The sequence below is a fragment of the Streptomyces sp. NPDC050842 genome (genome assembly GCF_044456565.1).
GTDB lineage: Bacteria > Actinomycetota > Actinomycetes > Streptomycetales > Streptomycetaceae > Streptomyces.
In genome coordinates this window covers 350,272-363,378 of the sequence record NZ_JBITGA010000006.1, presented here as the reverse complement: position 1 = coordinate 363,378, position 13,107 = coordinate 350,272, and the positions used below count along the sequence as shown (strand labels likewise).

At 72.3% G+C, this 13,107-nt stretch carries 11 protein-coding genes; 6 read left to right on the top strand and 5 right to left on the bottom strand.

Going from position 1 to position 13,107, the window contains the following annotated elements; all coding sequences use genetic code 11:
- Positions 1-16: 16 nt before the first annotated feature.
- Complete coding sequence (locus ACIBG6_RS22405) at positions 17-787, bottom strand: hypothetical protein (protein ID WP_399224301.1); 771 nt, start codon at positions 785-787, stop codon at positions 17-19.
- Positions 788-1,297: 510 nt separating this feature from the next.
- Between ACIBG6_RS22405 and ACIBG6_RS22400 the strand changes: the two genes are divergently transcribed.
- A complete protein-coding gene (locus ACIBG6_RS22400; RefSeq protein ID WP_399224300.1) occupies positions 1,298-2,260 on the top strand; it encodes an alpha/beta fold hydrolase in 963 nt (320 codons plus the stop codon).
- Between the two features lie 105 nt (positions 2,261-2,365).
- Positions 2,366-3,589 carry an FG-GAP-like repeat-containing protein gene (locus ACIBG6_RS22395; RefSeq protein ID WP_399224299.1) on the top strand — a complete coding sequence of 408 codons (1,224 nt, stop codon included), beginning with the start codon at positions 2,366-2,368 and terminating at the stop codon, positions 3,587-3,589.
- Between the two features lie 82 nt (positions 3,590-3,671).
- On the opposite strand, the gene ACIBG6_RS22390 is transcribed toward ACIBG6_RS22395, so the two are convergent.
- From ACIBG6_RS22390 to ACIBG6_RS22380, 3 genes are all read right to left on the bottom strand, one after another.
- Positions 3,672-5,318, bottom strand: a complete 1,647-nt coding sequence (locus ACIBG6_RS22390; RefSeq protein WP_399224298.1) for a transporter — start codon at positions 5,316-5,318, stop codon at positions 3,672-3,674.
- Complete coding sequence (locus tag ACIBG6_RS22385; RefSeq protein ID WP_317598112.1) at positions 5,315-6,172, bottom strand: ABC transporter ATP-binding protein; 858 nt, start codon at positions 6,170-6,172, stop codon at positions 5,315-5,317. Before ACIBG6_RS22385 ends, ACIBG6_RS22390 begins: the two co-directional genes overlap by 4 nt.
- Positions 6,173-6,246: 74 nt before the next feature.
- Positions 6,247-6,930: a bifunctional DNA primase/polymerase gene (locus ACIBG6_RS22380; protein WP_399224297.1), complete on the bottom strand. Its 684-nt coding sequence runs from the start codon at positions 6,928-6,930 to the stop codon at positions 6,247-6,249.
- Between the two features lie 301 nt (positions 6,931-7,231).
- Here ACIBG6_RS22380 and ACIBG6_RS22375 point away from each other — a divergent pair, with 301 nt between their 5' ends.
- Both ACIBG6_RS22375 and ACIBG6_RS22370 read left to right on the top strand, forming a co-directional pair.
- Positions 7,232-8,614, top strand: a complete 1,383-nt coding sequence (locus ACIBG6_RS22375) for a transcriptional regulator (protein ID WP_399224296.1) — start codon at positions 7,232-7,234, stop codon at positions 8,612-8,614.
- A 135-nt stretch (positions 8,615-8,749) separates the two neighbouring features.
- Positions 8,750-10,252, top strand: a complete 1,503-nt coding sequence (locus ACIBG6_RS22370; RefSeq protein WP_399224295.1) for a hypothetical protein — start codon at positions 8,750-8,752, stop codon at positions 10,250-10,252.
- Between the two features lie 3 nt (positions 10,253-10,255).
- Here ACIBG6_RS22370 and ACIBG6_RS22365 read toward each other — a convergent pair whose 3' ends face one another.
- On the bottom strand, positions 10,256-11,533 hold the full coding sequence (locus tag ACIBG6_RS22365; RefSeq protein ID WP_399224294.1) for an ABC transporter substrate-binding protein: 1,278 nt from the start codon (positions 11,531-11,533) through the stop codon (positions 10,256-10,258).
- 203 nt (positions 11,534-11,736) lie between these two features.
- On the opposite strand from ACIBG6_RS22365, the gene ACIBG6_RS22360 reads away from it, so the two are divergent.
- Complete coding sequence (locus ACIBG6_RS22360) at positions 11,737-12,180, top strand: hypothetical protein (protein WP_399224525.1); 444 nt, start codon at positions 11,737-11,739, stop codon at positions 12,178-12,180.
- A gap of 60 nt (positions 12,181-12,240) precedes the next feature.
- Positions 12,241-13,092, top strand: coding sequence for a formyltetrahydrofolate deformylase (purU, locus tag ACIBG6_RS22355; protein WP_399224293.1), 852 nt, complete (start codon positions 12,241-12,243; stop codon positions 13,090-13,092).
- The last annotated feature ends 15 nt before the right edge of the window (positions 13,093-13,107 follow it).

Below are 13,107 nucleotides of genomic sequence, written 5' to 3'. Positions count from 1 at the left end.
CACTTCGTGCTCCGGGTCAGAGGTAGGGCGCGAGGACGCCCCACAGGCCGAGCGCGAGGATCGCGAGCGAGACCGCCCCGCCGAAGGAGTGCTTCAGGACGGTCGAGAAGAGCGGCTCCACGGCGGCGTTGAGCCGGGTGTTCTCCGCGTCGTAGACGACGTGGATCTCTTCCGTGAGGCGGTTGGATCCGTAGCCGGTGCTGTGCTCGTTGCCGTGGGTGTCGGTGAACTTGTACCAGCTCGCCCGCTTGCCGTTCGGGTGGTAGTGCCGGGCGGCGGCGACGGTGATGCCACGCCGGCGGAGGATCACCCGGTTCTTGATGCTGAGGAAGACGGCGAGGGTGCACGGGCCTCCGATGATCACCCCGAACAGCCCGCCGAAGGCGGCCAGGCCCATCACCTCGCCGTGGGCGGAGCCGGTCCACCAGACGTAGGCGACACAGGCCGCGAGGAAGGCCGCGCCGCCGGTCCACACCTGCCACACCTTGATGATGCCGCCGCTTTCCTCGGTCGTGACGAGGGCGCTCCCGGCCGGGTCCCGCTGCTCGGGCAGGGCGGCGGTCAGGGCGGTGAGGAAGGCGGAGGTGGCGTAGGCGTTGCCGCCCGGGAGGCGGCGGGTCGCCCCGTCGGTCAGGACGACCAGCAGGGCCTTGTCGCCGTCCGGCCGGACCTCTTGGACGGCGGCCAGGGGGATGTGTGTGATCTGCCGACCCTCCGTCGTGGTCAGACGGTCGGGCCGGAGGACCGTGTAGTGGTCCCCCTTGCTGAGGACTTGAGGACTGAGCATGACCGGATGGACCCGCGGCCGGGGGAGTTGGTTGTACGCGAAGGGGTCACGAGAGCGGATCGGAAGCGGATCGGAAGCGGATCGGATCGGACCCGATCCGGGTCAACGCCCGTCGCGCGCCCCGGTTTACGCCGGAATGGCCACGCCCGCCCCCTCGGCGTGCCACGCTGGTACGAGCCGTGTGCTTACGAGCCGTGTGCTGCCGTGAGGAGTGGCCCATGAGGACGACGCGGGACCGAGGACGACGGACGACAGAGGGCCCCGGCGCCCTTGGGCGCCGGGGCCTGTCCTCCCCTGTGCTGACCTGGAGCCCCGAGCTCTCAAGGTCAGTCCCGTCGGACCGTTTTTCCCCGAGCGGTCCGCCTCCCGTTCAAGATCTCCCCTCGGCAGCGGGAGTCAATCCTTGAGGCCTGTCACTCGAACGAGGGGTGTTGGGTGGCAGAAGCGCATTTTCGAATGCGAGTTCGATACTCTGATGCGGTTCGACGGGAAAGAGGGGGTGCCAGGGACATGGCGCGACGACTCGACGTCACCGGGGCCGACGGCGTACGCCTGGCCGCCTGGGACTACACGACACTGACCGGCGACGACCGGAGCGCCGGCCCGCAGCCGGGACCGCGCCCGCCGGCCCCCCGGTCCGAACCGGCACGCGCCACACCACCCACCCCGCCCACGCCGGTCACTCCACTCACCCCACTCACGCCCACCCCCGGCGTCTTACTGCTCCACGGCCTCATGGGCCACGCCGCTCACTGGGCCCCCGCCGTCCGCCGCCTCACCGGCCGCCACCGCGTCGTCGCCCTCGACCAGCGCGGCCACGGACACAGCCAGAAGCCGCCCGCCGGCCCCTTCACCCGCGAGGCGTACGTGGCGGACGCGGCCGCGGCCGTCGAGCAGCTGGGCCTCGGCCCGGTCACCCTCGTCGGCCACTCCATGGGCGCCCTCACCGCCTGGCAACTGGCCGCCGAGCGCCCCGATCTCGTCCGCGCCCTCGTCATCTGCGACATGCGGGCCTCGGCCCTCGGGGCCGCCTCGCAGCGCGCGTGGCAGGACTGGTTCCGGGGCTGGCCCGCGCCCTTCCCGTCGCTGGACGCCGTCCGCCGCTGGTTCGGCGAGGACGACCCGTGGGTGGAGCGCCCGAACCCCGCGCGGGGCGCCTTCTTCGCCGAGGTCATGGCCGAGCACCCGGACGGCTGGCGCCCGGTCTTCGACCCGGCGCAGATGCTGACCTCCCGCGAGACGTGGGTCCACGACGCCCACTGGGAGTCGCTCGCCCAGGTCCGCTGCCCGACGCTCGTCGTCCGCGGCCTCGACGGCGAGCTGGGCCGCGCCGAGGCCCAGGAGATGGTCAGGGTCCTGCCCCACGGGGCGTACGCGGAGATCCCCGACGCGGGCCATCTCCTCCACTACGAGCACCCGGAGGCCTGGAGCGAGGCGGTCGAACCCTTCCTGAACGGCGTGCTCACACCCTGAAGGCGAGCCGCCGAAACCCCTTTGCCGTGATCGTCGCATGACAAGGTACGGTGCCCCCCGTGGCGCGTCGAGGTCTCTCCGCGCCACCTCAGGGAGGAAACGACTTTGCGCACATCACTGCTGAAGCGCCTGGCCACGGTGGCCGCGACGCTGGGGCTCACCTCGGCCGGTCTGCTGGGCGCGGGCGCCTCGCCCGCACAGGCCGCGATCGCCGACTGCCCGTCGGGCTACTTCTGCGCCTGGAAGACCGACGACGGCACTGGCACGATGTACAAGACGAACGCGAACGCGGCGACGCTCGGGACCTGGGACAACACGTTCCGCTCGGTCGTCAACCGCACGAACAAGTTCGTCTGCCTGTACGACGACCCGAACCACGGCACCGACGGCGCCGTCTACTCGGTGTACCCCGACCCCTCGGGCACCGAGTGGGGCGGCCCCGGCAGCAACTCCGTCAGCTCGCTCAAGTTCGTCGTCACCGAGCGCGAGTGCGCCATGGACCCGTACCCGGTCTGGCACGCTGCCGAGGCCCCCAAGGCGGCCGGTTTCGGTGACCTCGACGCCAACCGGACGGCGGACGTCCTCGTTCGCGACAAGGCGGGCCGGCTCTGGTTCCTGCCCGGCGACGGCAGCGGCAAGCTCGTCGGCTCCGGCGGCTGGAACGCCTTCAACGCCCTCGTGCGCCACGGCGACTTCAGCCGTGACGGCAAGGAGGACGTCATCGCCCGCGAGGCGGCCACGGGCAAGCTGTGGCTGTACCCGGGCACGGGTACGGGCTCCCTCGGCGCCCGCACGCTCATCGGCACCGGCGGCTGGAACGACATGAGCCGGCTCGTCGGCGTCGGCGACCTGAACGGCGACACCCGCTCCGACCTGGTCGCGGTCGAGATGGCCTCGGGCAAGCTGTGGCTCTACCCGGGCACCACCACCGGCACCCTCGGCGCCCGCGTGCTCCTGGGCAGCGGCGGCTGGAGCGCCATGAACGCCTTCGCCGGCACCGGCGACCTGAACGGCGACAGCCGCCCCGACCTGGTCGCCCGCGAGAAGGCCACGGGCAAGCTCTGGATGTACCCGGGCAAGGCCGGCGGCACGCTCGGCACCCGCGTGCTCCTGGGCAGCGGCTGGAACGTCATGGACCAGCTCCTCGCCATCGGCGACTACGACGGCGACGGCCACCACGACCTGGCCGCCCTCACCAACAGCAGCTACTCGTCCAACGTGTTCCGCGGCGACGGCGCCCTGATCCTCTACCCGGGCACCGGCACGGGCAAGCTCGAAGCGGGCTTCCCGGAGACCGACACCTGGTGGCAGCTGAACGGCGCCTTCTGACCCGGCTCCGATCCACCTGACGTGAAGGCCTCCACCCACCAGGGCGGAGGCCTTCACGCACCGGGTGACCGGCGAAGAGCGGTCAGCCCTTGCTGACCGCCGTCAGGATCTCCGGGAGTCGCCTCGCCGTGCGCGGGGCCGCCAGCTTGAGGCCCGCCCAGAGGAGCAGCGCGCCGTAGAGGACGCCTACCGGGAGGATGAGCCACAGCGCGGACTGCTGGTCGGACAGGTGGAGGTAGATCGTCGCGCCGATGGGCGGGGCGCACAGCACCACGGAGCCGAGCATGCCGCCCAGGATCGACATCCAGGCCAGGCCGCCCTGTCCCGGCGCCACGTTCTTGTAGCCGCTGTCCTGCGGGATCGAGTACGGGAAGACCGAGGACGCCACCGCGCCCGAACCCACCAGCGCGCCGAGCAGGGCGAACGACAGGCCGAGCGCCTCCGGGAGGGCCGACCAGTCGCCGAGGACGGCCGCCGTCGCCACCGTCACCAGCGCGGTGAACGGCAGCGTGACGTACAGCAGGGCCAGGGCCCGGGCCCGGAGTTCGGCGTACGCGTCGGCCGTCGTCGAGATGGTCTGCGCGACCATCCAGAACGCCGACGTGTCCTGGCCGAACTGGTTGTACATCTGGACGCCGAGCATGCCCGAGGCGAAGCACGCCCAGTAGATCGTGCCCGTGCCCTGGAAGGCGTTGAAGAGCGGCACGATCAGGCCCATGGCCAGCGACGTCACCCACGCGGCCTTCGTCTTCGGGTCGCGCCAGATGTAGCGCAGGCTGCGCTCCATGACCGCGCCCGTGCGCCCGCCCGGCAGGATCCGGCCGAGCAGCCCCGTACCCCCGGACTTCTCGGCGGCACCCGACCCGGACGACGCGCCGATCGTCGAGCCGTCCGGCTCGACCATCAGCCGCACCAGGCTCCGCTGCCACCAGTACACCAGCGCCACGAGCGCCGCCGCCGTGAGCAGCAGCCGGGCCACCGCCACCGCGTAGTCGCCGCTGCTCGCCGCGTCGACCGCGCCGATCGCGGCGGCCGGCGGCAGCCAGCCGACGACCGCCGCCGCCGGTTCGAGCGGACCCAGACCGCCGGCCTGGCCGAGGCGCTGGGCGCCGAAGTTGACCAGCTGCATGCCGACCGCGATCACCAGGCCGCTGAGCAGCGCCAGGTCACGGCCCTTGCGGGAGGTCAGGAGCCGGACGTTGGCGGCGGCCACCGCCCGGGACAGCGCGACGCACACGGCCGTCACGAGCGGGACGGCGAGGACGGCGACGACGACGCCCGCCGTGCCCCGCGCGACCGAGAGGGCCGCGCCCAGCGCCAGGACGAGGGTGAGGACGGGCCCGACGCCCACCAGGGACGCCACGAGCAGGGCCCGGACCAGCGGCCGGGGCCGCAGCGGCAGCATCACGAGCCGCGACGGGTCGAGGGTCTCGTCCCCGCTCGGCACGAACAGCGGCATGACCGTCCAGGACAGCGCGAGCGTCCCGATGAGGAGGACCGCGACCGTGTCGGCCGAGGCGCTGCCCCGCAGCAGGACGGACGACAGCACCATGCCCGCGGCGAACAGGACGCCGAAGACGATCGAGACGATGTACGCGGCGGTCCGCCCGCCCGACTGCCGCAGCCCGTTCTTCAGCAGCGACAGCTTGAGCCGTACGAACGTGGACGTGAGGGACGGTACGGGGGAGGCGGCGGTGGTGGTCGTGGTGACGGCGGTCGTCGTGCTCATCGCTGCGCCCCGCCGCCCAGCCAGTCCAGGGACTCCCCGGCCGTCTCGCGCCCGCTCGCGCCGACCAGCTCCAGGAACGCCGCCTGGAGCGAGGGCCGGTCGCCGCGGACCTCCGCGAGCGGGCCCTGCGCGCGGATCCGGCCCGCCGCCATCACGGCGACCCAGTCGCAGAGCGACTCGACCAGCTCCATGACGTGGCTGGAGAAGACGACCGTCGCACCGGACTGCGTGTACCGCTCCAGGACCCCGCGGATCGTCTGCGCCGAGACCGGGTCGACGCCCTCGAACGGCTCGTCCAGGAACAGGACCTCGGGGTTGTGGAGGAGGGCGGCCGCGAGGCCGATCTTCTTCCGCATGCCCGTCGAGTAGTCGACGACCAGCTTGTTCTGCGAGCCGGTCAGGTCGAGGACGTCGAGGAGCTGCGCGGCCCGCTTGTCGACCTCGGCGCCCGGCAGCCCCCGCAGCCGGCCGCTGTACGCGAGGAGCTCACGGCCGGAGAGCCGCTCGAAGAGCCGCAGCCCCTCCGGCAGGATGCCGATCCGCGCCTTGACCTCGGCGACCGACTCGGGGTCGGCCCAGACGTCGTGTCCGGCGACCAGGATCCGCCCCTGGTCGGGCCGGAGCAGCCCCGTGATCATGGAGAGCGTGGTCGTCTTGCCCGCTCCGTTGGGCCCGACGAGCCCGATGAACTTCCCCGCGGGCAGGACGAGATCGATCCCGTTCACCGCGATCTGCTGGCCGAAACGCTTCCATAGCCCCTCGACACGCACCGCGGGCACCGCACCGGCACCCGGTGCGGTGCCCGCTGCGGCGCCCGCCTTGTCGAATACTCCGTCAAATGCCTGGTCAGGCATGTCCCGTCAACCCTTCGGTTGTCCCCGTGTATACGGGCACCACCATACGGGTGAGGCCTGGCCGGGCCCAGGGATCACTGCGCCCGGACGCGCGCCTCCGCAGCTTCCCGGCCACACGCGTACGCGAGGGGGCTGATCAGCTCCTCCGCGTCGGGGAGCCAGCGGTTCGCCGGGGTGGGGCGCCGCGCCCACTGCACCGCGCCGACGCCGCCGATCCGGGTGGGCGGGGCCGCCACGTAGTGCCCCTCGCCGCGCGTGGCGAGATCGATCGCGCCCGGGACCCAGCCCAGCTTCCGTACGAGGTCGGGCACCTTGGCGGCGGCGCCCGGCAGGACGAAGAAGAACATCCGGCGGTCCGGCGTGCAGGTCACGGGGCCGAGCGTCAGGTCCATGCGCTCCATGCGGGCCAGCGCGAGGAAACCGGACGACTCCGACACCTCGATCGCGTCGAACGTCCGGCCCGTCGGCAGCAGGATCGACGCCTTCGGCGTCTTCGACCACATGCGCCGCGCCCCGACGCCGCTCCCGGTGGCCTGGGTCGACCAGTCGGGCTTGACCGCGTGCGCGCCGGGGACGGCGCACTCCGCGCCGCAGGAGCATCGCTCCCTGCCCTCGACGGCCTCAAGCCAGGTCCCGGGGAACACGTCCCAGTGCCGCTCTTCCGCGTACCGCACGGCGCTGTCCAGCAGTTGCTCGCCTCGCTGCTGGGGGATCTGTGCGGCTTCCGTGACTCCGATGGTCTCTTCCACGGTGAACACAACTGCCCCCGTCACCTGGGGTTACGGGCTCGGGGGAGAGCGGTGTGACGCATCGATCCTGCATACGGGGCGCACGGGTGCACCGGCGGGGGCGCGCGGGGGGGCCGGGGAGCGGGGATGGGTACGCACCAAGGGGCACGCATCAAGGGGCACGCACCTGTGGGGGCGTCGGCGGCAGCGTCGCGGCCGGCCTGTCCGGTTTCGCGTGTTCACATCGGCATTGACCGGATATCCACCGGGCAGTGATCACTTCTCGTGATCACTGCACCTGTGATCACCGCTCGGCCTCAGGGGGTAACTCATGGCAGCCAGGCCACTCGTCGCGCGTCAGCCGAACGAACGGCTCCAGGCGCTCATCCAGGAGGCGGCCTGCTCGCACGCCGGCCTCGCCCGCAGGGTCAACATGGTCGGCGCGGAGCGCGGCCTCGACCTGCGGTACGACAAGACGTCGGTGGCGCGGTGGCTGCGCGGGCAGCAGCCGCGCGGCCGGGCGCCGGGCATCATCGCGGAGGCGCTGGGCCGCAAGCTGGGCCGGACGGTCACGATCGACGAGGTCGGGATGGCGAACGGCCGGAACCTCGCCGCCGGGGTGGGCCTCCAGTTCGCGCCGACCGTGCTCGGCGCGATCGAGCAGGTCTGCGAGCTGTGGCGCAGCGACGTGGGCAGGCGGGACTTCCTGACGGGCTCCACGGTGGCGTCCTCCGCGCTCGTCGAGCCCAGCAGGGACTGGCTGATCACCGGTCCCGACGCGCACGTGGCGCGGCTCGCGGGCGCGCGCGTCGGGGTCGCGGACGTCGCGGCGGTACGGGAGATGACGAGCGCGCTGGTCGACCTCGACCGGCGGTTCGGCAGCGGTCACGTCCGGCCGGTGGTGGTGCACTACCTCAACAGTGTGGTGTCGGGGATGCTTTCGGGCTCGTACCGGGAGGCCGTGGGCCGGCAGCTCTTCGCGGCGGCCGCGCGGCTGACCGAACTGGCCGGGTACATGGCGGTGGACACGGGCGAACCGGGGCTCGCGCAGCGTTACTACATCCAGGCGCTGCGGCTCGCGCAGGCGGCGGGGGACCGGGGCTACGGCGGGTACGTCCTGGCCGCGTCGATGAGCCACCTCGCCGCGCAGCTCGGGAACCCCCGGGAGATCGCCCAGTTGGCGCGGGCGGCGCAGGAGGGGGCGCGGGGCAAGGTGCCGCCGCGGGCGGAGGCGATGTTCCTGGCGGCCGAGGCGCGCGGGCACGCGCTGATGGGGGACATCAGCTCCTTCGAGACGGCGGCGGGCCGGGCTGTACGGGCGCTGGGGCAGGCCGATCCGGAGGCGGGTGACGACCCGGTGTGGATCGCGCACTTCGACCACGCCTACCTCGCGGACGAACTGGCGCACTGCCACCGGGACCTGGGGCAGGCGGACGAGGCGGCGCGGGCGGCGCGGGAGGCGATCGCGGGCCACCCGGAGACGCGGGCGCGGCGCCGGGCGATCGGCCTGGCCCTGCTGGCGTCGGCGCAGGTGCAGCAGCGGGAGGTGGAGCAGGCCTGCCGGACGGGGACGCGGGCGCTCGAACTCCTGGGCACGCTGCGGTCGTCGCGGGGCGCGGAGTACCTGGACGATCTGAGGGAGAGCCTGGAGCCGTACGCGGGGGAGGCGGTGGTGCGGGAGTTCAGTGCGCGGATGGACCTGTCGGCGGCTTAGGGCCTGTCCGGCGGATCATGGCCGGGGTCGCGGCGCAGGAAGGTTGTGTAACCGGCCTCACACGTGTGTGCGGAGCCCCGCGCGCACCCGGTAGCGTGAGCCGACGATTCCGTAGGTCCATCAGTAGGAGTCCCGGTGACGCAGAACGGACAGGGTCCGGAGCCGCAGTACCCGGCGGTGCCCCCCGCGCACGACGGTGCCCACGGGGGAGCTCAGCCGTGGGACGGCGCCTGGGGTCCCGCCGGTGGTCAGCCGGGCGGGCAGCCGCTGCCGCCCGCGCAGCCGCTGCCCCCTGAGGCGACGCCGGGCGCCGCCGACATGCAGTCCACGCAGTACCTGCCGCCGGTCCCGCAGCAGCAGATCCCGCCGCAGGCCGCGCCTCAGGCGCCGCCGATACCGCAGCAGGGCCCGCCGCAGCCCGGGTACGGCTACCCGCCGCCGGCCGCCCAGGCCGCCGCTGACATGCAGGCGACCCAGCACATCGCGCCCGTCCCCGGTGCGATGCCGCCGGTGCAGGCGCAGCAGCCGGGGTACGGCTACCCGCCGCCGGCCGCTCAGGCCGCGGGGGACATGCAGGCGACGCAGCACATCGGCGCGGTGCCGCCGCTCCCGGGAGCGGGCGCCAACACCCAGTTCCTGGGGACGGGGCCGCTGCCGGGCCAGGTGCCCGGGCAGCCGGGAGGCGCCTCGGACGCGACCCAGTACATCGCGCCCGTACCGCCTCAGGCGCAGGCTCAGCCGCCCGGTGAGCGGCAGCCGCCCGCCGAGTTCGACAACCTCTTCCGTACGGAGGCGCCGCGGGCCCCGCAGCCGCCGCAGGCCTACCAGCCGCCGCAGCAGCAGCACCAGCAGCCCGCCCCGCCTCCGTACCAGCAGCACCAGCAGCACCAGCAGCACCAGGGGCCCCCGCAGCAGCACGGCTACCAGCCGCCGCAGCCCCCGCAGCAGTACGCCTACCAGGACGCCTACTACGACGACGAGCCCGAGCCGCCGCGCCGCAAGTCGCCGGTCGCGCTGATCGCCGCCGTCGTCGTCGGCTGCGCGGTCGTCGGTCTCGGTGCCGGGATGCTGCTCAGCGGCGAGGACGACCCGAAGGACCCCAAGACGCCCGGGCAGAACGTCGCGGCGAGCTCCGCGGCGCCCTCCGCCACCACCGAGGCGCCCGCGGAGAAGCCGGCCGACCCGGCGGAGCCGCAGGCCAAGGAGCTGGACAAGCTCCTCGCGACCAGCAACAGCAGCCGTGACACGGTGATCAGCTCGGTCGCGAAGATCCAGCAGTGCAAGGACCTCGACCAGGCGGCGAAGGACCTGCGGGGCGCCGCCGACCAGCGCCGGGGCCTGGTGACGCAGCTCAAGACGCTCTCGGTGGACAAGCTCCCGAACAGCCCCGCGCTGACGGCCGCGCTGACCAAGGCCTGGCAGGCCTCGGCCTCGGCGGACGACCACTACGCGGCCTGGGCGGTCCAGATGAAGGCCAAGAAGGCCTGCAAGGGCGGCAAGGCCAAGAGCACCAGCCACCTGGTCGAGGCCAACAAGAAGAGCGGCGAGGCCACCACCGCGAAGAAGCAGGCGGCCGGGTTGTGGAACCCGACCGCCACGAAGTACGGACTGGACAAGCGGACGCCCACCCAGCTCTAGCTGCTAAGGGGCGCTGAGGACGGTTTCGCCGACGTCGACGAAGCCGGGCTTCTGCGCCACGAGCCGCCCCTGGCGGACCACCTGGAACGTCACGTCGCGGTTGACGACCCGGATGAGGCCGGGGGCGCCGAGCAGGTCCTCGTACCTCCAGCGCAGGCTGGGGGTGAGGCCGCCGGTGTCGATGCGCGCGCCCCGGTCGAGGGCCTGGGTGATCTGCTCGGCGGTGATCTTGTCCTTGTCGAGGGTCTCGACGACCGACTTGAGGACCGTGTAGGCGATCCACGTGGTCTGGACGCCGGCGTCGGCCGGGTCGACCCGGTTGTCGGCGAAGGCGTGCTCCTGGATGACCTTGCGCATCGGCGCCCAGCTCTTGTCGGCCGCCTCCGGGTACCAGCCGGTGACGTACGCGCCCTCGAAGGGGCTGTGGGCGCCGCCGGTGCGGTCGATGACGGGCTGGGCGACGCTGCCGAGCACGGAGGAGATGCGGACGGGGTCGCCCTTCTTGCCGGAGCCGCCGTTCTTCCCGTCCTCCGGCAGGCGCCGGAAGGAGTCGAAGAACGTCTGGGTCCGCTCGCCGAGCACGGCGGTGACGCAGCCGTTCTCGTCGCCGGCCTTGTCGCGGGCCCGGCCGGCCTGCTCGGTGTACTCGGCGGCGTCCTCGACCGCCGGGATGTCGACGGCGCTGCGGTGACTCGCCTTGCGGAGGCCGGAGTTGAGGAGGTCGGGGAGCCGGTCGCCGGCGACGGTGTCGGGACGGACGAGGGAGACCTTGCGGCAGGACTCGGCGAGCTGCATGCCGTGTCCGGCGATGAGCGAGGCCTGGCCGCCGTTGACGGGGTAGGAGAGCGAGCTGGTGAACTCGTCCTCCGAGATGCCGTAGCCGCCGATGTACGGGACGCCGGCGGCTTCGAGCGGGGCCATGAACGAGCTGCCGTTCTGGCTGTACGAGCCGACGACCGCGACCGCGTTCTCGCGGACGGCCCGGCGGGCGCAGGCGGCGGCGCCGGCGCTGGTGTTCTGTTCGTTGCAGGTGAGGACGCGGAGTTCGTGGCCGTCGATGCCGCCCTGGGAGTTGACCCAGCGGGCATAGGCCTGCGCCATCGCAGGCATTCCGGGCATGTTGGTCGCTTGGGTCTGGTCGGGTGCCCAGGTCATCACCGTGACGGGCTCCCTGGAGCCCCCCGTGGCCCCAGGGAGCACGCCACACCCGGTGAGCAGCGACGCTCCGGCCGCCGCGGTGGTGACGTACGCGAGGAGTTTGGTCAGTCGCCTACCGGTCATGGGCATGCACATTTCCGCCTCACGGGTAACGCGGGAGTGAGCGCGGTTCAACGAAGGGTGACGTAAAGGTGAATTACGGGGGCCGGGCGGCGATGAGGAGGGGGCGAGTCCGCTTATTTGGCAAGGGAACGTACGATCGAAACGTGTCCAGTCCAGTCTCCGGTTCGGTTAACTCTTCCCGTCGCGGCCGTCGCTCCTCCACCATGGGCGGCATGCCGCTCAACGACATGCCGTGGTGGCGCTGGCGCATCAACGTGCGTTCCGCGCTGCACATGCTTTCCGACCCCGGGTTCCACGAGACGACCTGGCTGGCCGGCCAGGAGGGATACGGCGACGTCACCGACGCCGTCTACCGCCTCGTCGAGGACACCTGGCTCGACAACTGGTCCGCCGAGAAGTACGTGGGCGCGGTCTTCCGCGACAGCGGCGAGGCCGCCCTCGTCGACGTCGCCGTGCTCCGCGTGCTGCGGATCATGCACCAGGTGGGCCCGGACGCGCCCGTCTCCGCGTACCTGGAGCACCAGGGCTGGCCCGAGGCCGTACGGGCCGCCCGCGAGGCACACGTACGGATGGCGCGGGCCGACGGGGAGGACCCCGACACGCCACCGCGCTCCCTCGACGTGCTCGATGTCATGACGCGGTCCTGAGCCGTTCCGCCTGCCGGACGGTGGCTCTCGCGGGCCTCCCCGGTATGGCAGGCTGACGGGATGACCGACCAGTACGTCCTCACCCTCTCGTGCCCGGACAAAAAGGGCATCGTGCACGCCGTGTCGAGCTACCTGTTCATCACCGGGTGCAACATCGAGGACAGCCAGCAGTTCGGGGACCGCGACACCGGTCTCTTCTTCATGCGGGTCCACTTCTCGGCCGAGGCCCCGGTGAACGTGGAGAAGCTGCGCGCGAGCTTCACGGCGGTCGGGGACTCCTACGGCATGGACTGGCAGATCCACCTCGCCGAGCAGCGCATGCGGGTCGTGCTCATGGTCTCCAAGTTCGGGCACTGCCTGAACGACCTGCTGTTCCGCTCGCGGATCGGCGCGCTGCCGGTGGAGATCGTCGCCGTCGTCTCCAACCACACGGACTTCGAGGAACTCGTCGGCTCGTACGGTGTCCCGTTCCGCCACATTCCGGTCACCAAGGACACCAAGGCCGAGGCCGAGGCGGAACTCCTCGACCTGGTCCGCGAGGAGAACGTCGAGCTGGTCGTCCTCGCCCGCTACATGCAGGTGCTCTCCGACGACCTGTGCAAGCAGCTCTCCGGCCGCATCATCAACATCCACCACTCCTTCCTGCCGAGCTTCAAGGGCGCCAAGCCCTACCACCAGGCGCACGCGCGCGGTGTGAAGCTGATCGGCGCGACCGCGCACTACGTGACGGCCGACCTCGACGAGGGCCCGATCATCGAGCAGGAGGTCGAGCGCGTCGGCCACGAGGTGACCCCGGACCAGCTGGTCGCCGTGGGCCGCGACGTGGAGTGCCAGGCGCTGGCCCGCGCGGTGAAGTGGCACGCGGAGCGCCGCATCCTCCTGAACGGCCGCCGCACGGTCGTCTTCGCGTAGGAGCTCCGCAGGGCG